The sequence below is a fragment of the Pseudomonas sp. TMW 2.1634 genome, from assembly GCF_001703595.1.
GTDB lineage: Bacteria > Pseudomonadota > Gammaproteobacteria > Pseudomonadales > Pseudomonadaceae > Aquipseudomonas > Aquipseudomonas fragi.
Genome location: NZ_CP016849.1, coordinates 4,576,410 through 4,597,563 on the forward strand (window position 1 = coordinate 4,576,410; position 21,154 = coordinate 4,597,563).

Consider the following 21,154-nt stretch of genomic DNA (forward strand, 5'->3'; position numbering starts at 1 on the left):
CAATCCTTGGTATTGGGGTTTAGCGGGCTATCGGCGTCAGACGAATCAAATGAATCCGGCGGCTGTCAGCATTGAGGATGCGGAAGCGGTAAGGGCCGATTTCAGTGGTTTCGTTGCGTTTTGGCAAGTGCCCGAATGCACTCATGACCAGGCCACCCACGGTGTCGAACTCGTCGTCGGAGAATTCGGTATCGAAGAACTCGTTGAAGTTTTCGATCGGGGTCAGGGCCTTGATCAGGAAGTCACCGCTGGGCAGTGGCTTGATATAGCTGTCTTCCTCGACATCGTGTTCGTCTTCGATATCGCCGACGATCTGCTCCAGAACGTCTTCAATCGTCACCAGGCCCGCCACACCGCCGTATTCGTCGATCACGATGGCCATGTGGTTGTGGTTGGCGCGGAACTCACGCAACAACACGTTAAGGCGCTTGGACTCAGGGACAAATGTCGCCGGACGCAGCAAATCCTTGATGTTGTACTTGTCGCCGTTCTCTTGAAGGATCAGCGGCAGCAGGTCTTTGGCCAGCAGGACGCCGAGGACGTCGTCGTGGCTTTCGCCGATCACCGGGTAGCGCGAGTGCGCCGCATCGATGATCGCCGGGAGAAATTCGCGGGGGGTCTGGGTCGCCTTGATACTGATCATCTGCGAGCGCGGAACCATGATGTCCCGTACCTGCAGGTCAGCCACTTGAATGGCGCCTTCGACGATGGCCAGCGCTTCACTGTCCAACAGTTTGTTCTGGTGTGCTTCGCGCAGCAGCTCAAGCAGCTCCTGGCGGTTTTTCGGCTCATGGGCAAAGGCCTGGGTCAGCTTACCTAACCATGACTTTTGCCCGTTGCTCGATCGGTCTTCGCTCATAGCGATTTACTCGTATCCCTTGGTAGTTTCAGTGGGTGTTATTCGGTTTCGTCGTCTGCATAGGGGTCAGGATGACCCAGTTCTGCAAGCAACGTTCGTTCCAGCGCTTCCATTTCTTCGGCTTCTTCGTCTTCTATATGGTCGTAACCCAGAAGATGCAAGCAGCCGTGTATCACCAGATGGGCCCAGTGGGCCTCAAGGCTTTTGCCTTGTTCGGCGGCTTCGCGTTCAACCACGGCCACGCAAATCACCAGATCGCCCAGCAGCGGGATATCGAGGAACTCATCGGGCACATCGGCCGGAAAGGACAGCACGTTGGTGGCGTAGTCTTTCTGGCGCCAGGTGTGATTCAACTCACGGCCTTCGGGTTCGTCTACCAGACGAATGGTCATTTCCGAATCGGCGCTGCGCTGGCGCAAAGCCAGTTCGCACCATTGGCGGAACTGGGCTTCGCTGGGGGCACTGGCGTCGGTCGCCAATTGCAGGTCAAGCTCAAGCATCGTGGCGGTAATCCTTTGCAGCGGGCAGTGCGGCCAGCTTGTCGGCGGCTTCCTGTTCGTAGCGGCCATAGGCCTCTACGATGCGCTGCACCAGCGGGTGGCGCACGACGTCCTTGGACTGGAAGTGGGTAAAGCTGATGCCCGGCACGTCCTTGAGCACTTCGATGACGTGATTGAGCCCGGACTTGGTGCCTTTTGGCAGGTCGATCTGGGTAATGTCACCGGTGATCACGGCGGTGGAGCCAAAGCCGATGCGGGTCAGGAACATCTTCATTTGCTCGACGGTGGTGTTCTGGCTTTCGTCGAGGATGATGAAGCTGTTGTTCAGCGTGCGACCGCGCATATAGGCCAGCGGAGCCACTTCGATGATCTGGCGCTCGATCAGCTTGGCCACATATTCAAAGCCGAGCATCTCGTACAGTGCGTCGTAGAGCGGGCGCAGGTACGGATCGATTTTTTGCGACAGGTCTCCCGGCAGGAAACCGAGTTTTTCACCGGCTTCGACCGCCGGGCGCACCAGCAGGATGCGGCGGATTTGCTCGCGCTCCAGGGCGTCAACTGCGCAGGCCACAGCCAGATAGGTTTTACCCGTACCCGCCGGGCCAATGCCGAAGTTGATGTCGTTGCCCAGGATTTCCTTGACGTAGCGCTGCTGGTTGATACCGCGAGGGCGAATCATGCCCTTTTTGGTGCGCAGCGAAACACTGGCTTCGGCCACCGGGTTGCTGGCCAGGTCCTGGACTTCGGATTCCTGCAGGAACAGATGCACCATGTCTGGCGAAAGCTCGGTAGCTTTGGTTTCGCGATACAGGCGGCGCAGCAGGTTTTCTGCCGAGGAAGTGATTTTCGGGTCGCCGATCAGCTCGAACTGGTTACCGCGATTGCGGATTTCGATCGTCAGGCGTTGCTCGATCAAGCGCAAGTGCTCGTCGAATTGCCCGCACAGATTGGCGAAACGGCGGGCCTCAAAGGGCTCGAGGAGAAAACGATGTGGTTCGATGGGTGCGTTCAAGGTCGTATTTAGCCGCCCTTAGGCAATTGAGATGAAATCAAGGATAACGCTAGCAGGTCGAGCGTGAAAGGACTTCACCAAATGTTTGATGTGGGAGCTGGCTTGCTCGCGATTGCATCACCGCGCTAATCCAGATGGACCGCGTTGCATGTATCGCGAGCAAGCCCGCTCCCACCGGGGAAGGTGTCAGTTCAGCAACGAGCCTCGCAGCGAGTGCGGCTGGGCCGCATCGATATGCACATCGGCGAATTGCCCGATCAGCTGCGGGTTGTCGCAGCGGAAGTTAACGATGCGGTTGTTCTCGGTGCGCCCCTGCAGTTCGCCAGGGTCTTTCTTTGAGTAGTCAGTGACCAGGATTCGCTGGGTCGAGCCGACCATCTGGCGGCTGATCTCGAAACCCTGCTGGTTGAGGCGATGTTGCAGCGCGTTCAGGCGCTCTTTTTTGCGCTCTTCCGGGGTGTCGTCGGTCAGGTCTGCTGCCGGGGTGCCCGGGCGCTGGCTGTAGACAAAGGAATAGGAGAAGTCGAAACCCACGTCTTCGATCAGCTTCATGGTCTGTTCGAAGTCTTTTTCGGTCTCGCCCGGGAAGCCGACAATAAAGTCGGAACTGATGCAAATGCCCGGCACGGCGGCGCGCAGTTTGCGCAGCTTGGATTTGTACTCCAGCGCCGTGTGGTTGCGCTTCATTGCCGACAGGATGCGATCCGAACCCGACTGCACCGGCAAGTGCAGGTGCTTGACCAGCTCCGGGACTTCGGCGTGGGCCTGGATCAGGCTGTCGGAAAACTCCAGCGGGTGGGAGGTGGTGTAGCGGATGCGCTCGATGCCGTCGATGGCGGCTACCACGCGGATCAGCTCGGCGAGGTCGGCCAGGCGGCCGCCTTCGGTCAGGCCACGGTAGCCGTTGACGTTCTGGCCAAGCAGGGTCACTTCACGCACGCCGTTTTCGGCCAGGTGAATGACCTCGGCCAGCACGTCATCGAACGGGCGGCTGACTTCTTCGCCGCGGGTGTAAGGCACCACGCAGAACGTGCAGTACTTGCTGCAACCTTCCATCACCGAAACGTAGGCGCTCGGGCCGTCGATGCGTGGCTCGGGCAGGTGATCGAATTTTTCGATTTCAGGGAACGACACATCCACCTGCGGCAGCTTGGTGATGCGTGCAGCGTCGATCATTTCTGGCAGGCGGTGCAGGGTCTGCGGGCCGAACACCACGTCCACATACGGGGCGCGATCACGGATTGCCGCGCCTTCCTGGCTGGCCACGCAACCGCCCACGGCAATCACCATCTCGGGGTTAGCCAGTTTCAGTTCGCGCCAGCGGCCCAGCTGCGAGTACACGCGGTCCTGGGCACGTTCACGGATCGAGCAGGTATTCAGCAGGATGACATCAGCGTCTTCGGCGCGCGCTGTGACTTCCAGGGCCTGATGTTCACCCAGCAGGTCGACCATGCGCGAGCTGTCGTACTCATTCATCTGGCAACCGTGGGTTTCGATGTAAAGCTTCTTGGCCATGGGTGTTCATCAAGTGGTTCAAAGAACCGCGCATTATAGGGGGCATAGCCGTTGGTTCCTAGCGCTGCGCGTCTGATGGCTATGCTATAGTTCGCGCCCTCTTTTTTACCTCCAGATGCTTACCCGCCCACCATGACCAAACGTGAAGCTCCAATCTACAAGGTGATTTTCCTCAACCAGGGCCAGGTGTTCGAAATGTACGCCAAGCAGATCTATCAAAGTGATCTGTGGGGGTTTCTGGAGGTCGAGGAATTCGTCTTCGGTGAGCGCACGCAAATGGTCGTCGACCCCAGCGAAGAAAAGCTCAAGGCCCAGTTCGAAGGCGTGGTGCGCAGCTTTGTGCCGATGCACTCGATTGTGCGTATTGATGAGGTTGAGCGGCTGGGTACGCCGAAAATCAGCGAAGCGCGGGGTGTCAGCAATGTGATGCCGTTTCCGTTTCCGATGCCGGACAAGTAAGCCCGTCAGTATGCGTTACGGCAACGAGTGAGCCGTTAAGGCAACGGCGAAAACGGCGAGCGGGCATCGGTTGATTGCAGCTCCTGCAAATACTTGCGGAAAATCTGCCCCAGGATCTGGGTGGCGGTTTCGAGCTGGTCGCGCGGCATTTGCTCGGCTACCAGGTCGGCAGTGTCCAGCGCGTCTTCTGCGCCATTGACCGCGGCCATTTTCAACACGATGTAAGCCTGAATGTTATTGGCGGGTACACCTTCGCCCTTGAAAAACATGGTGCCGAGCTGGAACTGGGCCATGGCGTGGCCTTGCAGCGAGGCTTTTTCGAAGTAACTCAGTGCCTTGTTGAAGTCTTGCGGGGTGTTTTTACCGTCGTAATAGAACTCGCCCAACTCGTATTCGGCTTCTGCATCCCCGGCTTTTGCCGCCTCTTCACAGGCTGCAAGCGCCTCGGCGAGGTCTTCAGGCTGTGTATTGAGGGTGCAGCGACCCATCGCTGGGATCAACAACGAGTTACCGCCTGCCTGGGCAAGCAACGGCTGTAGGAGCAACAGGCAGCCCAGTGCAAGGGCGCGGCCGGTGCGGTTCATGGGAATCGACGTACCTCTGGATGACGGGTTAACCCGATCATGGGATGTATAGGCGCGCATTATGAAATAAGCGGAGGCAACCTTACAAAGTCTTTACTCGTTTTTCTGCTGCCTGGGCGCGATATCCATTGATTTAAGACGATTTTGGACGGGCGGGTCAAAAGATCAGGCCATTACCGGCATAAAAAACGGCAAGGGCATTAACCCTTGCCGTTTTTGTGGATCACTTCAGTGCAGCAAATGCGCGTTCTGCAGCGTCCAGGGTCAGTTGCAGCTCGGCTTCGCCGTGGGCGATCGAGGTGAAACCGGCTTCGAAGGCACTTGGGGCCAGGTACACGCCGCCTTCAAGCATCAGGTGGAAGAAACGTTTGAACAGGTCGGCGTCGCTGGCCATGACGTCGTCAAAGGTGACGATGTCATCGGCGCCGCTGAAGTACAGGCCGAACATGCCGCCCGCCTGGGTGGTGACGAAGGGGATGCCGGCTGCATCGGCGCGCTGCTGCAAGCCATCGAGCAGGCGGGTGGTGTAGTCGCTCAGCTCGGCGTGGAAGCCCGGGCGGCTGATCAGGCGCAGGGTGGTCAGGCCTGCGGCCATTGCCAGCGGGTTACCGGACAAAGTGCCCGCCTGGTAAACCGGGCCCAGGGGGGCGATGTGCTGCATGATTTCGCGTTTGCCGCCAAAGCAGCCGACCGGCATGCCGCCGCCGATGATCTTGCCGAACGTGCTCAGGTCGGGGGTCACGCCGTAGTGGGCCTGGGCGCCACCCAAGGCTACGCGGAAACCGGTCATCACTTCGTCAAAAATCAGTACCACGCCGTGCTGGTCGCACAGGCTGCGCAGGCCTTCCAGGAAGCCCGGCGCAGGCGGTACACAGTTCATGTTGCCGGCCACCGGCTCAACGATGATGCAGGCCACGGTGTCGCCCACTTCGCTCAGCAGCTGGGCAACGGCGTCGATATTGTTGAACTCGGTGGTCAGGGTGTGTTTGGCAAAGTCTGCCGGCACCCCGGCCGAGCTTGGCACGCCCTGGGTCAACAGGCCGGAGCCGGCTTTTACCAGCAAGCTGTCGGAGTGGCCGTGGTAGCAGCCTTCGAACTTGAGGATATTGTCGCGGCCGGTGAAACCCCGCGCCAGGCGGATGGCGCTCATGGTCGCTTCAGTACCTGAGCTGACCATGCGCACCATTTCCATCGATGGCACGATGGCACATACCAGGTCGGCCATCTCGGTTTCCATCGCGGTCGGGGCACCGTACGAGAGGCCGTGCTCCAGTTGCGCACGCACGGCGTCGAGCACGTCCGGGTGGCTGTGACCCAGGATCATCGGGCCCCACGAGCCGACGTAATCCACATAGCGCTTGTTGTCTTCGTCGGTGACGTAGGCACCTTCGGCGTGCTTGAAGAACAGTGGCGTGCCGCCCACGCTCTTGAACGCACGTACGGGCGAGTTCACGCCACCTGGGATGTGTTTCTGGGCATTGGCAAACAGGGTTTCGGAACGAGACATGGAGGGCTCTCTCTGAATCAGGATTCGGTATTTAAATGGACAGCAAGGTGTTGAAGGCCTTGGCGCGCAGGGTGACTTCCCGGGCGCTTTCGGCGCCAAACAGGCCATGCACCACGGCCAGCAGGTCGGCACCGTGGGCCACCAGCGGCGCGGCGTTGTCCAGGGTAATGCCGCCAATCACGCAGATCGGCAGGTTGAGGCGGGCGCGGGCATGGTCCAGCACTTCGAGGGTCGCGGTGGGCGCCCCGGGTTTGGTGCTGGAATTGAAAAACCGGCCGAAGGCGACATAGCTCGCGCCTTCTTTGGCCGCTTGTTCGGCCAGTTCGAGCTGGCTGTGGCAGGTCGAACCAATAATCGCCTGTGACCCCAGCAGGGCACGGGCAGGCGTGAGCGGGCCGTCGGTTTGCCCCAGGTGAACGCCAACACCCAGGCGCGCGGCCAGTTCGGCATCGTCGTTGATGATCAGGTGCGCCTTGTAGCGCTGGCACAAATCCAGCAGCGCCTGGGCCTCGCGCAGGCGGCGGGCGTCATCGTTGCTTTTGTCGCGATATTGCAACAGCGTCAGGCCACCATCGAGAGCCGCCTCTACATAGGGCAGCAGTTTGCCAGCCAGCAACTGGCTGTCGGTGATTGCATAAAGTCCGCGAAGCGTCATGGGGTGAGCCTCATTGGTTACGCGCAAAAATCCAGCGGCAAGCGGCGCGGTACAAATTGCCCTTGGCCCAGTTGCTCGGCATCACGCAGGGTGCGCCACGTGTAGTTGAGCGCGGTTTGCACGGCGCTGACCAGTTCTTCACCAATGGCCAGGCGCCCGGCCAGGGTGCTGGCCAGGGTGCAACCCGAACCGTGGTAGCTGCCCGGCAAGCGATGGCAGGTAAAGGTGTGGCGGCTGCCGTCACGGCTGTACAGGCGGTTATGCACTTCGTGCTCATCACCGTGACCACCGGTGATCAGCAGGTGGCGACAGAATGGCAGGAGCTTTTCGGCGCACTCATCGGCGCTGCCCTCGGGCAGTTCGGCCAGGATGCGGGCTTCGGGAAGGTTGGGGGTGGCAATGGTGGCCAGGGGCAGCAGGCGCTCGCGCATGGCGTAGCCCACTTCGTCCTTGCCCAGTCGTCCGCCGCCGCCTGCGCGCAGCACCGGGTCGCAGACCATCGGCAGATGCGGGTTGGCCTGCAGCAGTTCGACCACGGTGTCGACCATCTCCAGTGAGCCGAGCATGCCCAGCTTGACCGCCGCGACCGTGGAATCGCTGAGCACGGCAGCGGCTTGCGCCAGCACCCACTCACGGTCCAGCACGCGGAAATCGCTGACATTGACGGTGTTCTGCACAGTCAGGGCGGTCACCACCGGGGCGGCGTGACAGCCTTGAGCCAGCAGGGCTTCGATATCTGCCTGCAAGCCGGCACCCCCACTGGGGTCATGGCCGGAGAGACAGAGGACAACGGGGCGAGAGCTGTAGATATTCATGGTGCGCGAGCTTACCACCAAACTGTTTTTGGCGGCGCTTGCCAGGTGCTGTGCCAGATGCCGTTTATAGCGTTTAAATCGGCTCGGGTTTATTGGGGTTGAATCTGTGCGGGCCTCTGTAATGCCCGGTTTAGAGGGCTTAAATAGTTTTGTTGCCTAGTGTGTATGTGCCATTAAGGGCTATGTTAAAGTGCCTTTAAATTAATAACCGCTCGTTCGGTCGACGTGATCTTGAAGGGAAGATGAGATCGCGCAGGTCGCCGGGCGAGCTACGTTGGGGCTGTATGCGCTATTTGCTGATGATGTTGATGGGCTGGCTACCGATGCTGGCCAGCGCAGTCGCTTTTGACGAAACCACACAAAGCCTGCCCTTGGGCCGCGTGATGCAAGTGTTTGAAGACACCGGTGGCGCGGCAACCCTGGCCGATATCACCGCGCGTGACGAACTGTTCAAGCCCCATACCCAAGACACACTCAACGCCGGTTACTCGCACTCGGCCTTCTGGGTCAAAGTGGACCTGCAGTACCAGCCCCGTGACCCGCAAGTGCATCGCACCTGGCTGCTGGAGCTGGCCTACCCGCCGCTGGATTCCATCGAGCTGTACCTGGCAGATGCCGATGGCAATTACCGGCTTGTAGAGCGCACCGGCGATGCGCTGCCCTTCGACAGCCGGCAGATCAAAGAAAACAACTACCTCTTTGAAATCAACTTCAGCCCCGGGCAGCGGCAGACGGTGTACTTGCGCCTGGCCAGCCAGGGCTCGGTGCAGGCGCCACTGACACTGTGGTCAGCGCAGTCCTACCTCGAAGAGCAGCCCGTGCGCATTTACATCCTGGGCCTGATCTACGGCGTGTTACTGGGCATGCTGGTCTACAACCTGTTTATCTACCTCAGCGTGCGTGACACCAGTTACCTCTATTACATCTTTTATATTGCTTCGTTCGGTCTGTACCAGCTGTCGGTCAACGGTGCGGCAGTGCAGTACTTCTGGCCAAACAACCCGTGGTGGGCTAATGCCTCCACCCCGTTCCTGATTGGTGCGTCGGCCTTCTTCGGCTGCCAGTTTGCCCGTTCCTTCCTGCATACCGCCTCCCACAGCCGCTGGCTTGATCGGGCACTGATGGTGCTGATGGCCGTTGGCGTGCTGGTGATGGTGCTCGCACTGACCACCAGTTATGCGGTGTCATTGCGCCTGGCCACGGGCCTGGCGCTGGCGTTTATCGTCACCATTTTTACTGCCGGTGTGGTGGCCTGGGTTCGCGGCCTGCGGGTGGCGCGCTACTTCGTGATCGCCTGGTCGGCCTTTTTGCTGGGGGGGCTGGTCAATACGCTGATGGTGCTGGGTTATTTGCCCAATGTGTTCCTGACCATGTACGCCAGCCAGATCGGCTCGGCGATTGAGGTGGGCCTGCTGTCGCTGGCGCTGGCCGACCGCATCAACGCCATGCGTGACCTGCAGGCGCGTACCCTGCAGGAGTCCGGGCAGAAGCTGGCGGCGATGAACCAGCAACTGGCCCGCACCAACCAGCTAAAGGACGAATTCCTGGCGACCGTCACCCATGAATTGCGCACGCCGATGAACGGTGTGATTGGTTCTCTTGAGCTGATCAAGACCCTGGACATGGGGCCGGAGCTTGAGCAGTACACCCAGACTGCGCAAGGCTCGGCGCGGGAAATGATGCATATGGTCAATGGCATCCTGACCCTCACAGAGCTGCAGGCAGGGCGGCTGGTGGCGCGCCCCCGGCCGTTCAGCTTGAATGACCTGTTGCAGGGGCTGAGCGAGCAGTTCGGGCCTGCGGCACGCAGCAAAGGGCTGGCATTCTCCTATGAGGTGACACGCACGCTGTCCGATCATTGGGTGGGTGATGCCGATAAAATCCGTCAGTGCCTTGAGTGCCTGCTGGACAACGCCATCAAGTTCACCCGTGAAGGGGTCGTGCTTGTGCGTGTTACCGGCAAACCCGGCGAGTCGGGACGCTGGGCGCTGGCGTTCAATGTGATCGACACCGGCATCGGTTTTGTTCACCAGGAGCAAGCCGAGCTGTACCAGCACTTTTTCCAGGTTGATGGCTCGATGACCCGCGAATATGGCGGCCTGGGTATCGGCCTGGCGATTTGCCGGCGCCTGGTGGAACTGTTGGGCGGGCGCCTGACTCATCATTCGCTGCCGGGGCACGGTTCACAGTTTCAATTGTTGCTGGAACTGGAGCCCGCGGCCCCCCTCCAGGTGCATAGCCCCACGCTGATGCGTGCGCCGGGGGAGTGCGTCGTGTTGTTGGTGGAAGACCCGGTCAGCCCGGCCGTGGTACGCGCCATGCTGCTCAAGCTGGGCTACCGCGTGCTGGGTGTCGATACGGGCGAGGCGGCGATCGAAGCCCTGCGCCGCGAGCGGGTGGACGCGGTAGTGCTGGCGTGCCCGTTGGCCCTGGTGTCGGGCACCTCGATGGGCAGCCAGTTGCTGACCCTTGCCGCGTGCGCGCAACTGCCCGTACTGGCTCTGTTCGACGCCGAGGCCGAGGCCCGTGAGGCCCTTGAACAGGTGGATGGCATCACCGATTACCTGCTCAAGCCGCTGCGCTTTGAAGACCTGCAGCACACCTTGTGCCAGCGCTTATTGATTGAAGAGGGTGGTAAAAACGCCGAGTTTTAGGCGTTTATGCCACTTGTTCAGGTTCAGATGCGTGCTTCACTGGCTTATTGGCATGAGCCACAGGAGCCCGCGCAATGAACCTGCATCAATACGCTGAAACCCATCAGGTGACCAATCAGCCGCCGTCCCTGGACGGCGTCAACCTGTACCGCATTGACCTGCCACTCCAGCACTGGAGCCAGCATTTCGGCGCAGGCTGGGCGCAGGGGCGGATTGACGAGTACGGTGCCCTGGCGGGTGGGCCGTTGATGGCTGCGGGCTTTCTGGCCAATGAAAACAAGCCGCAGTTTGTCAGCCATGACCGTTATGGCCATCGGATCGATCTGGTTGAATTTCATCCGTCATACCATGAGCTGATGCGCACGGCGATTGAACACGGCTTGCCGTCCTTGCCCTGGGCGCACCCGCAACCCGGCGCCCATGTGGCCCGGGCATCCATGACCTACCTGCACAGCCAGGCCGAAGCGGGCAGCGGCTGCCCCCTGACCATGACTTTCGCCAGTGTGCCGGCCTTGCGCCTGCAACCGGACCTCGCTGGCATCTGGTTGCCCAAAGTGCTGGCCACCGAGTATGACCCGCGCAATGTCGATATCAGCCAGAAGGCCGGGGTGACCCTGGGCATGGCCATGACTGAAAAACAGGGCGGCACCGACGTGCGCGCCAACACCACCCGGGCTTACCCTGTGGGCGCCAAGGGATCGGGGCAGGCCTATGAACTGCTGGGGCACAAATGGTTCTGCTCGGCGCCGATGAGTGATGGCTTTCTGACCTTGGCCCAGACCGACAAGGGCTTGAGCTGCTTTTTGCTGCCGCGCCATCGCCCGGATGGCAGCCGCAACGAGTTTTATATCCAGCGCCTGAAGAACAAACTGGGCAATAGCTCCAACGCCTCCAGCGAGGTTGAGTTCCGTGGGGCATTGGCCTGGATGATCGGCGAAGAAGGCCGTGGCGTGCCGACCATTATTGAAATGGTCGCCATGACCCGCTTCGACTGCATGGTCGGCTCCAGCGCCTTGATGCGTCAGGCGTTGACCCAGGCCAGCCATCATTGTGCTCATCGTCTGGTCGGTGGCCGGGTGCTGGCGGAGCAGCCGCTGATGCAGAACGTCTTGGCCGACCTGGCACTGGAGAGCGAAGCCGCACTGGCCCTGAGCCTGCGCATGGGGCGGGCGCTCGACCATCTGGATGACCCGCAGGAGGCCCGGTTTTCGCGGTTGGTGACTGCAGTGGGCAAGTACTGGATCTGCAAGCGGGCCCCGGCCATGATCAATGAATCGGCCGAATGCATGGGCGGCGCGGGCTATGTTGAAGACAGTATCCTGCCGCGCCTGTACCGCGAGGCACCGGTCAATTCGACGTGGGAAGGGTCGGGTAATGTGCAGTGCCTGGACGTGCTGCGCGCCTTGTCCAAAGAGCCGGGGGTGCTCGATGCGCTGTTTGCCGAGCTGGGCGACGGGCATGGCGACCGGCGCTTGGCGCAGCACATTGCGCAGCTTAAAAACGCGTTTATGGACACTGATGACATCCAGTACCGCGCTCGCCAACTGACCGAAGATATCGCCCTGGGCCTGCAGGCAAAATTGCTGCTGGAGGCGGGCAACAGCGACGTCAGCGACGGCTTTATCGCCAGTCGGCTACAGGGTAGCGGCCGGGTGTACGGCACCTTGCCACGGGGGGTGAACGTGGCCGCCATCGTTGCCCGCTCAACCCCGCAGATGGCCTGATCCCTGGCCCTGTGGGAGCTGGCTTGCCAGCGATGCAGACGGCGCGGTTTGCCTGGCAGACCCCGTTGATACCATCGCGGGCAAGCCCGCTCCCACACTGATTTGCGTATGGCCGCCAGTATTCTGTTATCCCCCGGCTCCCACAGGAAATCTCTAACAGGCAATTTTGTAGCTGCCATTAGCCATCGATACAGGCAAGATAAAGGCCTGCCCGTTCAGAAGACAGGATGCTTATCGTGACCGAAGCTTTTATTGTCGTTTCCACCGCGCAAGAGGCCGTTGATCGCCTTGCCGCTTTGCACGAACGCGCAACCACGGCCTTGAGCCAGGCCCTCAAGCGTTATCTCAAGGATAGGGTCGAACCTTCTGCGCAAGAACGCGCGCTGTTTCGCTATCCCGAATTGCGTTTGACCTACCGTATCAACGGTGAAGTGCCGACCACCACCCGTGCGTATGCCAAGGTCCAGTTACCCGGCACATACAGTGTCACCGTCACCCATCCTTCCTCTTTCCGTAACTACCTGTTGGAGCAGTTGGTGCCGTTGATGCGCGATTTCACCGTTGAGGTGGAAGTCGGTGTCAGTGAACAAAACATCCCTTACCCATACGTCGTCGAACAAGGTGATGAGCTGGCCGGTTCCGGCGTCACCGCTGCCGCCCTGGCACGGGTGTTCCCCAGCACAGATCTGTCCGCGGCCACCGACGGCATTGCCGATGGCCTGTACGACTGGGAGAACACCGATCCATTGCCGCTGGCGCTGTTCGACGCGGCGCGGGTCGATTTCTCCCTGCGCCGCCTGGTGCACTACACCGGCAGCGACTGGCGCCATGTGCAGCCGTGGATCCTGCTGACCAACTACCACCGCTACGTCGACCAGTTCATCCTTCACGGCCTTGAGCAACTGCGCGACAACCCGCGTTTTGTACGCATGGTGATGCCGGGCAACGTGATCATTGAAAAGTCGATGGACTACGGCGAAGCCCAAGCCATCGCGGCGGGCGTGGTGTGGCACCGCTACCAGATGCCGGCGTATCACTTGCAGGCCAATGACGGTCATGGCGTGACCCTGGTCAATATCGGCGTCGGCCCGTCCAACGCGAAAAACATCACCGACCACCTGGCGGTATTGCGCCCGCACTGCTGGCTGATGATCGGTCACTGTGGCGGCCTGCGTCAGTCGCAAACCATCGGCGACTATGTACTGGCCCACGCCTATATGCGCCGCGACGGGATCCTCGACCGGGTCGTGCCGCCGAATATTCCGATTCCGGCCCTGGCTGAAGTCCAGCTGGCGTTGCAGGAGGCTGCGGCCCAAGTGACCGGTGAGCGCGGCGACGAACTGAAAAAGCGCCTGCGCACCGGCACCGTGCTGACCTACGACGACCGCAACTGGGAGCTGCGCTGGGCTCAGGAACGGCCGCTGATCAACTTGTCCCGTGCGGTTGCCGTGGACATGGAAAGCGGCACCATTGCCGCCCAGGGTTATCGCTTGCGCGTCCCGTACGGCACGCTGCTGTGTGTGTCGGACAAGCCGCTGCACAGTGAAATCAAGTTGCCGGGCTCGGCCAATGCCTTCTACGAGCGTGCGGTGAGCCAGCACTTGAAGATCGGCATTGCGGCGGTGGACTTGATGCGCGGCCAGCTCAATTCCCTGCACTCGCGCAAACTGCGCAGCTTCGACGAACCGCCGTTCCGTTGATCGGTGATGGTCATTTGGCGGTCCGGGGGCTAGCATTGCCAGCCCTGATCGCCAGATGTCCTTTTTTGTCATGTCCCGTCCCGCCCCGCGCCGCCCGGCCACCAAAAGCCCCAACCCGCAAGCTGCCAACCGCCGTGTGGCCAAGGCACCGCCAGCCGAGCCCAAGCTGTACCTGTTCAACAAACCCTTCGATGTGCTGACCCAATTCAGCGACGAAGGCGGGCGCGCCACGCTCAAGGACTTTATCCCCATCCCGGGGATCTACCCCGCCGGACGCCTGGACCGGGACAGTGAAGGGTTGTTGCTGCTCACCAATGATGGCCAGTTACAGGCGCGGATTGCCGACCCCAAGCACAAGTTGCCCAAGACCTACTGGGTGCAGGTGGAAGGCGAGCCTACGGCCGAGCAACTGCAGCAGCTGCGCGACGGTGTGCAGCTTAATGATGGCAAGACCCTGCCCGCCGAGGCCCGTGCCCTGGACGAGCCGCAATTGTGGCCGCGCAACCCGCCGGTGCGTTTTCGCAAGAGTATCCCCACGGCCTGGCTTGAACTGGTGATCCGCGAAGGCCGCAACCGTCAGGTTCGGCGCATGACCGCTGCAGTGGGGTTGCCGACCTTGCGCCTGGTGCGGGTGCGCATTGGCGACTGGACGATTGAAGGGCTGGAGCAGGGGCAATACCGGGAAGTGCCGGCGCGGCTATAGCGCCCCGGATTCGATCAGGCCGATGACCACGCTTTTGATGATGAACGCGGCTACGCCCAGGCCGAGTACGAAAAACAGGATCATCGAGCCGAAGCGCCCGGCCTTGGACTTTTTGGCCAGATCCCAGACGATAAAAGCCATGAAAATGATCAGCACGCTGACCAGAATCGTCATCATCCATTCTTCAAGTACGGCAGGATCCATCGGTATTCTCCGGCGACATCGTGGGAAAAAGCCGTAGGAGTATACGCCAGGGAACTGGGGGATATTGATCTGGGTAGTGAGAGGGTGTCGCTATCCCCGTAGCAGCTGCCGAAGGCACGAGGCTGCGTTCGATTGCGAAGCAATCGCAAGATCAGACTGCACGGTACAACTGAAGAGTCGCGTGTGCTGATTTTACGACTGCTTCGCAGCCGAACGCAGCCTTCGTTCCTCGGCAGCTGCTACAGGTTTTATTTTCACGTGCGCAAATGGGTTAACGGCAGTTCTGTACTGTTAAGCACCTGATTGAGCACAAAGCTGGAACGCACGCTGGTCACGCCTTCGATGCGGGTCAATTCACCCAGCAGCAGTTTCTGGTAGTGGTCCATGTCGGCGACCACCACTTTGAGCTGGTAGTCGGCGTCCATCCCGGTCACCAGGCTGCACTCCAGCACCTGCGGCAATGCGCGGATGCAGGCTTCGAAATTCTCGAAACGCTCTGGTGTATGTCGGTCCATTCCGATCAGAACGTAGGCTGTAAGGCTCAAGCCCAGCAGTTTGCGGTCGAGCAGTGCTACCTGGCGGCTGATGTAGCCGTCATCCTCAAGCTGTTTAACACGGCGTGAGCAAGGGGATGGCGACAGGCCTATACGCTCGGCCAGTTCCTGGTTAGAGATGCGTGCGTCACGCTGCAATTCGGCCAAAATGCTCAGGTCATACCGGTCAAGTTTGCTCACGAAGTTACCCTTTGTCATAACTATTGCGTGAAAGTATCCACCTTAAGTCAAAAATTGCGCAAGTAATGTTTTATCGAGCAATCTTCGCAATCGCCTGCTGCGGCCAAACGCCTATTCTTTAAACCAGAATCACTGCCCGGACATAGAGTCCACTGCGGCCCGCCGAATCAGGCCAGCCGCGGCCGCCAACCCCACAGGGTTGCCCCGGCCCCCGGGCTGCGCACTGTCCAGAAGACGGAGCGAGGTGAGCCAACATCACAAGTGTTGAGCCAGGACGAAAAAATTCAAAGGGCGACCGACGGGTCGCCCTTTTTTCGTTTGGCAAAAATAAGTTGCCTCACTGACTGTTCGGTGTAGAACCGGTTCTCGAATTTTCAGTCTTATGTTTAGGCTCTTTCCCATAGTGAGTAACAACATGAAATCGCGCATCTGGCAGATGGCTACAGTTGGCGTGCTCTGTGTGAGTGTCAGCGGCCAGTTATTGGCCGATGAGCGAGGGGATGGCAACGCCCAGGACAATCGCCCGCGCCATGCCGAGGGTGGTCAGCCGCGCCCGGAACACAATCAGGGCCGGCCTGAAGGCAATCAGCCGCGCCCGGAAAACCGTCCCGCTCATGAGCAGCAGGGGGGCAAGTGGCAAGCCCGGCCACAGGGTGAAAGCAATATGCCGGCGCGGCCGACCCAACCTGGCAATAACCTGCCGATCCGGCCACGGCCTGATACGGTGCAGCAAAACCAGAACCAAGGCAGCAATCAGAACTGGCACGGTACTGGCGCCACTAACAGGCCGGGTAATGCCCCGGGGGCCAACAACTATCGCCCCAATGAGCCGCGCCCCAACGACCATCGCTGGCCGGGGCGGCCGAGCGGGCACGGCAATGGCTGGGGGCCGGGGCCGCAATACCGGCCCGGCTATGTGATCGACCGTTTTCCCGGGCAATACCGGCAGGTACCTTATCGCGGCCAGAATTACTTCTTTTCAGGTGGCTACTGGTATCGCCCACAAGGCCCGCGTTACATCGTGGTGCAGCCGCCCTACGGCATCCGTGTCAGCTACTTGCCTGACTTTGCGCGAGAAGTATGGTTTGGCAGCACGCTGATGTTTCTGGCGGCGGGAGCGTATTACGCCTACCAGCCTGCAACCCAGGACTACATCGTGATGCAACCTCCGACCACACAGCAGCCGGTGAGCAACGGTTATGACGTCGTGGCCTACCCCGTGAACGGCCAGAGCCAGGCGCAGGTCAGCCAGGATGGTTATGACTGTTACCGCTGGGCGGTGACACAAAGCGGCTTCGACCCGGCCAAGGTGACCTATGCGCCTTCGCCGGCCGTGGTGCAAGCCTATCGGCAGGCGCAGGGCAGTTGTTTGAGCAGCCGTGGATATCAGGTGACGTACTGACCTGAACACCTGTAGTCGCTGCCGCAGGCTGCGAAGGGTTGCGTAGCAACCCGTTGTCTCAAAGCCCCCGCTACCCCCTTCGCAGCCTGCGGCAGCGACTACAGGGCTTTACCCCTGACCACTTCCTTCGGGTCTGCATGCACCAGCACTTCAGCCCGCGGGTAGACCTTGGCGATGGCTTCAGCGGCGCGGTCACAGATGGCATGGGCCGCAGACAGGGTCAGCTCGCCCGGCAGCTCAAGGTGCAGCTGCACAAACCAGATATTGCCCGAGATCCGTGTCCGCAGGTCGTGGGCGCCCAACACGCCGGGCACGGCACAGGCCAGTTTGAGCATGTCCTCGCTGACATCGGTGGGTAACTCTTCGTCCATCAACACGGCAAAACTCTCACGGGCGATCTGGATGGCGCTCCACAGGATGTACACTGCAATCCCCAGGCCAAACCAGGCATCCAGTTGCGGGAAGCCCACGCTGGCCAGTACCAGCGCCAGTAAAATACTGCCATTGAGCATCAGGTCCGAGCGGTAATGCAGCGAGTCGGCGCGCACTGCGTTGGAGCCCGTGGCCTTGATCACCCGGTGTTGCAGCACCAGCAGCGCCACGGTCATCAGCAGCGAAAACACGATCACGCCTATGCCGATCCAGGGCGCGCCCACCGGCTCGGGGTTTTTCAGCCGCTCCACCGCCTGGAAGGCGATCAGCACCGCACTCACGCCAATAAACAGCGCTTGCGCCATGCCCGCCAGCGACTCGGCCTTGCCGTGGCCGTAGCGGTGGTCCTCATCGGCGGGGCGCAGCGCGTAATGCACCGCGAGCAAATTGAGAAACGAGGTCACTCCGTCAAGCAGCGAGTCGGTGAGGCCGGCGAGCATGCTGATCGAACCGCTGAGCCACCAGGCGATGGCCTTGGTCACGATCAACAGGCTGGCCACCGCCACCGAGGCGCGGGTGGCCAGGCGTAACAGGCGGGCGTGTTCCGGGCTGCCGGTCATGGCGCGTCCTTGGTGATGGGCAAAGGGTTCAGGCCGCAGGCTGCAAGCCGTACATGGCCAGTTGCTGGGCACTGCCCTTGTGCTGGATCAGGCGCGGGTCGTTGAGCGGGAAGCTGCGGCCCAGTTCGCTTTCGAGGATGGCCTGCAGCTTGGCGTTATCCACCTTGCCATCCGCGCCGATGGCTTCGCGCAGTTTTTCCGGAGCGATTTGTGCGGTCTTGCCCGGCGGAAAGTAAATGGCCCCGGTGGCAAAGTCGACACCGAAGGCGATCAGCCCCGGGATCACATAAAACAGCAGGCCCACGGCATCCAGCACGGCGATCATGGGGTCGATCTTGCCGTCGATCTGGCCACGTCGGTCAGGGAAGAAAATACTGCCGCAGGCAGTCAGTTGGGTGAACAGTGCCGCAACCACGACACCGCCGATGACTCGTGAAGGCATACGCATACAAAAAACCTCAAACATGCTCAAAGGACTGGATCATTACTGTTCGCCGTTATACTCGTCGCTCTGTTCTGGAGCCACCATGATTTCTTTGCCGATTGATGAAGTTTTACCTGCGCTGCGCCTGGCCCTGGCCGAGCGCCATGAAGCTGTGCTCGAAGCGCCGCCCGGCGCCGGTAAAACCACCCGTGTGCCCCTGGCCCTGCTCAACGAGCCGTGGCTGGCCGGGCAGAAGATCCTGATGCTCGAACCCCGGCGCCTGGCGGCGCGGGCGGCGGCCGAGCGGTTGGCCAGTGAACTGGGTGAAAAAGTCGGCCAGACTGTAGGCTACCGCATTCGCCTCGACAGCAAGGTCGGCCCCGAGACCCGCATCGAAGTGGTCACCGAGGGCATCCTGACCCGCCGCCTGCAGCACGATCCGGCGCTGGAAGGGGTGGGCCTGCTGATTTTCGACGAGTTCCATGAGCGTAGTCTGGATGCCGATCTGGCGTTGGCCTTGAGCCTCAACGGGCGTGAGCTGTTTCGTGACGAGCAGCCGCTGAAAATCCTGCTGATGTCCGCCACCCTGGAAGGCGAACGGCTGGCCAGCCTCCTTGACGATGCGCCGATCCTGCGCAGTGAAGGGCGCATGTACCCGGTGGCGATGCGCTGGGGGCGACCGTTTGTGGCGGGTGAGTTTATCGAGCCGCGGGTGGTGCAGACCGTGCTCGATGCCATCCACGATGAAAGCGGTAGCCTGCTGGTGTTCCTGCCCGGGCAGGCGGAGATTCGCCGGGTCAACCAGCAGTTGGCCGAGGCGCTGGGTTCGCGCAGCGATATTTTGCTGTGCCCCTTGCATGGCGAACTCGACCTGGCGGCCCAGCGCGCCGCCATCGAACCTGCGCCCAAGGGGCTGCGCAAGGTCGTGCTGGCCACCAATATTGCCGAGACCAGCCTGACCATCGACGGCGTGCGCGTGGTGATCGACGCCGGGCTGGCGCGGGTGCCGCGTTTTGACCCGGGCAGCGGCATGACCCGCCTCGATACCCAGCGCATCTCCCGCGCCAGCGCCACCCAGCGTGCCGGTCGCGCCGGGCGGCTGGAGCCGGGCGTGTGCTACCGCTTGTGGTCCGAAGACCAGCACGCGCAACTGGCGGCCTATGGCAGTGCGGAAATCCTCCAGGCCGACCTGGCCGGGCTGGCCCTGCAACTGGCGCGCTGGGGCGTGGCGCCCGAGCAACTGATCTGGCTCGATGTGCCGCCGTCGGCAAGTTATGCACAGGCCCGGCAATTGCTCGAACGCCTGGGTGCCTTGCACGGAGCAAAACTCACCGCCCACGGCGAAGCGATGGCTGAATTGCCGGCGCATCCACGTATTGCCCATTTGCTGATTCGCGGGCAGGACTTGGGGCTGGCCGAAATGGCCTGTGACGTGGCGGCGCTTCTCGGTGAGCGGGATATCCTGCGCGGCGCCGGGGCGGACGTGCACAGCCGTCTGGCCCTGCTGTCGGGCGAGAGCCGCGTCGCACGGGGCGGGCAGGGTGGCGTGCAGCGGGCCAGACAACTGGCCAGGCAATACCGCGGCTACCTGCGCGGCAAGGCCACGCAACCGGTCGCCGACCCCGATCACCCGCGCTGGCTGGGCGCCTTGCTGGCGCTGGCCTACCCCGACCGCGTGGCCCAGCAGCGCAAACCCGGCGGTGCAGAGTATCGGCTGGCCAATGGTCGGGCGGCGCTGTTCAGCGAGGTCGACGGCCTGATGAAACAGCCCTGGCTGGTGATTGCCGACCTGGGCAGCCGTCAGGGGCAACGTGAAGAGCGTATCTATCTGGCCGCCGAGTTCGACCCCGGATTGCTGGATAACGTATTAAGCGAGCAGGTCAGCGTGGTCGACCAACTGGACTGGGACGAGCGCGAAGGTGTGTTGCGCGCTGAGCGTCAGCGCAAGGTCGGCGAACTGGTGCTCAGCCGCGAGCCCTTGACCGGGCTCGATGAAGCAGCGCGCACCCAGGCGCTGGTTAATCTGGTGCGGCGCAAGGGCCTGGAACTGTTGCCGTGGACGCCCGAGCTGCGTCAGTGGCAGGCGCGGGTGGCGTTATTGCGCCAACTGGATCTGCTGGCCCAGGGGCAAAGCGAATGGCCCGACGTCAGCGATGGCGCCTTGCTGGCCGGGCTTGAAGACTGGCTGGGGCCGTATCTGGGGCGTGTGTCACGGCTTAGCCACTTTGCCAACCTCGACCTGTCGAGCATTGTGCATAACCTGCTCAAATGGCCACTGCCCCAGCGCCTGGACGAACTGGCGCCCCATCACATCAAGGTGCCGTCGGGCTCCTCGGTGCGGCTGGACTACAGCGAGCAGCCGCCGATTCTGGCGGTGCGCCTGCAAGAGCTGTTCGGGCTGGCGGACACCCCGCGCATTGCGGGCGGGCGTCAGGTGGTCAAACTGCACCTGTTGTCGCCGGCGCGGCGCCCGGTGCAAGTAACCCAGGACCTGGCCAACTTCTGGCGCAGTACCTATGCCGAAGTGAAGAAAGACCTGAAGGGGCGCTACCCCAAGCACTACTGGCCAGATGACCCGCTAGTGGCCGAAGCCACGGCGCGGATCAAGCCACGCAAGCCGTAGTGAACGGGTGTACGCATCGCGAGCAAGCCCGCTCCCACAAAAAATGCGCAGTTCCTGTGGGAGCGGGCTTGCTCGCGATGGCATCAAC

The 21,154-nt window shown here is 61.4% G+C and carries 19 protein-coding genes; 7 read left to right on the forward strand and 12 right to left on the reverse strand.

Going from position 1 to position 21,154, the window contains the following annotated elements; genetic code table 11:
• Positions 1–19 precede the first annotated feature (19 nt).
• The 4 genes from BFC21_RS21740 to miaB form a co-directional block, all read right to left on the reverse strand.
• Positions 20–859 (reverse strand): HlyC/CorC family transporter, encoded by an 840-nt coding sequence (locus tag BFC21_RS21740; protein WP_016779277.1) that lies wholly within the window; start codon positions 857–859, stop codon positions 20–22.
• Positions 860–897: 38 nt separating this feature from the next.
• Entirely contained in the window at positions 898–1,359 is a 462-nt protein-coding gene (ybeY, locus tag BFC21_RS21745; RefSeq protein WP_016779278.1) for an rRNA maturation RNase YbeY, read from the reverse strand.
• Positions 1,352–2,371, reverse strand: a complete 1,020-nt coding sequence (locus BFC21_RS21750) for a PhoH family protein (RefSeq protein WP_016779279.1) — start codon at positions 2,369–2,371, stop codon at positions 1,352–1,354. Before BFC21_RS21750 ends, ybeY begins: the two co-directional genes overlap by 8 nt.
• Before the next feature lie 186 nt (positions 2,372–2,557).
• Positions 2,558–3,886 carry a tRNA (N6-isopentenyl adenosine(37)-C2)-methylthiotransferase MiaB gene (gene miaB, locus BFC21_RS21755; protein WP_095003832.1) on the reverse strand — a complete coding sequence of 443 codons (1,329 nt, stop codon included), beginning with the start codon at positions 3,884–3,886 and terminating at the stop codon, positions 2,558–2,560.
• 132 nt (positions 3,887–4,018) lie between these two features.
• Between miaB and BFC21_RS21760 the strand changes: the two genes are divergently transcribed.
• Positions 4,019–4,345 carry a DUF1820 family protein gene (locus tag BFC21_RS21760; RefSeq protein WP_016779282.1) on the forward strand — a complete coding sequence of 109 codons (327 nt, stop codon included), beginning with the start codon at positions 4,019–4,021 and terminating at the stop codon, positions 4,343–4,345.
• Positions 4,346–4,380: 35 nt separating this feature from the next.
• On the opposite strand, the gene BFC21_RS21765 is transcribed toward BFC21_RS21760, so the two are convergent.
• From BFC21_RS21765 to BFC21_RS21780, 4 genes are all read right to left on the reverse strand, one after another.
• Complete coding sequence (locus BFC21_RS21765; RefSeq protein ID WP_016779283.1) at positions 4,381–4,929, reverse strand: tetratricopeptide repeat protein; 549 nt, start codon at positions 4,927–4,929, stop codon at positions 4,381–4,383.
• A gap of 223 nt (positions 4,930–5,152) precedes the next feature.
• Positions 5,153–6,436: a glutamate-1-semialdehyde 2,1-aminomutase gene (hemL, locus tag BFC21_RS21770; RefSeq protein WP_016779284.1), complete on the reverse strand. Its 1,284-nt coding sequence runs from the start codon at positions 6,434–6,436 to the stop codon at positions 5,153–5,155.
• 31 nt (positions 6,437–6,467) lie between these two features.
• Positions 6,468–7,091, reverse strand: coding sequence for a thiamine phosphate synthase (thiE, locus tag BFC21_RS21775; protein ID WP_086795791.1), 624 nt, complete (start codon positions 7,089–7,091; stop codon positions 6,468–6,470).
• Positions 7,092–7,108: 17 nt separating this feature from the next.
• Positions 7,109–7,906, reverse strand: coding sequence for a hydroxymethylpyrimidine/phosphomethylpyrimidine kinase (locus BFC21_RS21780; RefSeq protein ID WP_088378895.1), 798 nt, complete (start codon positions 7,904–7,906; stop codon positions 7,109–7,111).
• Positions 7,907–8,190: 284 nt separating this feature from the next.
• Between BFC21_RS21780 and BFC21_RS21785 the strand changes: the two genes are divergently transcribed.
• The 4 genes from BFC21_RS21785 to BFC21_RS21800 all read left to right on the forward strand — a co-directional run bounded on the left by BFC21_RS21785 (position 8,191) and on the right by BFC21_RS21800 (position 14,687).
• Complete coding sequence (locus tag BFC21_RS21785; protein ID WP_095003830.1) at positions 8,191–10,560, forward strand: hybrid sensor histidine kinase/response regulator; 2,370 nt, start codon at positions 8,191–8,193, stop codon at positions 10,558–10,560.
• Between the two features lie 74 nt (positions 10,561–10,634).
• Complete coding sequence (locus tag BFC21_RS21790) at positions 10,635–12,284, forward strand: acyl-CoA dehydrogenase family protein (RefSeq protein WP_120266475.1); 1,650 nt, start codon at positions 10,635–10,637, stop codon at positions 12,282–12,284.
• Between the two features lie 227 nt (positions 12,285–12,511).
• Positions 12,512–13,984 carry an AMP nucleosidase gene (amn, locus tag BFC21_RS21795; RefSeq protein WP_162939365.1) on the forward strand — a complete coding sequence of 491 codons (1,473 nt, stop codon included), beginning with the start codon at positions 12,512–12,514 and terminating at the stop codon, positions 13,982–13,984.
• A 136-nt stretch (positions 13,985–14,120) separates the two neighbouring features.
• Entirely contained in the window at positions 14,121–14,687 is a 567-nt protein-coding gene (locus tag BFC21_RS21800; protein WP_162939405.1) for a pseudouridine synthase, read from the forward strand.
• Here BFC21_RS21800 and BFC21_RS21805 read toward each other — a convergent pair.
• Positions 14,682–14,891 carry a DUF2788 domain-containing protein gene (locus BFC21_RS21805; protein ID WP_016779292.1) on the reverse strand — a complete coding sequence of 70 codons (210 nt, stop codon included), beginning with the start codon at positions 14,889–14,891 and terminating at the stop codon, positions 14,682–14,684. The two genes, BFC21_RS21800 and BFC21_RS21805, sit on opposite strands and share 6 nt — an antisense overlap.
• A gap of 254 nt (positions 14,892–15,145) precedes the next feature.
• The gene (locus BFC21_RS21810; RefSeq protein WP_016779293.1) at positions 15,146–15,643 is read right to left on the reverse strand and encodes an Lrp/AsnC family transcriptional regulator; all 498 of its coding nucleotides are present in this window, start codon (positions 15,641–15,643) and stop codon (positions 15,146–15,148) included.
• A gap of 397 nt (positions 15,644–16,040) precedes the next feature.
• Here BFC21_RS21810 and BFC21_RS21815 point away from each other — a divergent pair, with 397 nt between their 5' ends.
• A complete protein-coding gene (locus BFC21_RS21815; protein ID WP_095003828.1) occupies positions 16,041–17,027 on the forward strand; it encodes a DUF6515 family protein in 987 nt (328 codons plus the stop codon).
• A 98-nt stretch (positions 17,028–17,125) separates the two neighbouring features.
• Here the strand turns inward: BFC21_RS21815 and BFC21_RS21820 are convergent, their stop codons facing one another.
• Both BFC21_RS21820 and BFC21_RS21825 read right to left on the reverse strand, forming a co-directional pair.
• Entirely contained in the window at positions 17,126–18,019 is an 894-nt protein-coding gene (locus BFC21_RS21820; RefSeq protein WP_095003827.1) for a cation diffusion facilitator family transporter, read from the reverse strand.
• 28 nt (positions 18,020–18,047) lie between these two features.
• Positions 18,048–18,467, reverse strand: coding sequence for a hypothetical protein (locus BFC21_RS21825; RefSeq protein WP_029611210.1), 420 nt, complete (start codon positions 18,465–18,467; stop codon positions 18,048–18,050).
• A 79-nt stretch (positions 18,468–18,546) separates the two neighbouring features.
• On the opposite strand from BFC21_RS21825, the gene hrpB reads away from it, so the two are divergent.
• Positions 18,547–21,066, forward strand: a complete 2,520-nt coding sequence (gene hrpB, locus BFC21_RS21830; protein WP_120266476.1) for an ATP-dependent helicase HrpB — start codon at positions 18,547–18,549, stop codon at positions 21,064–21,066.
• The last annotated feature ends 88 nt before the right edge of the window (positions 21,067–21,154 follow it).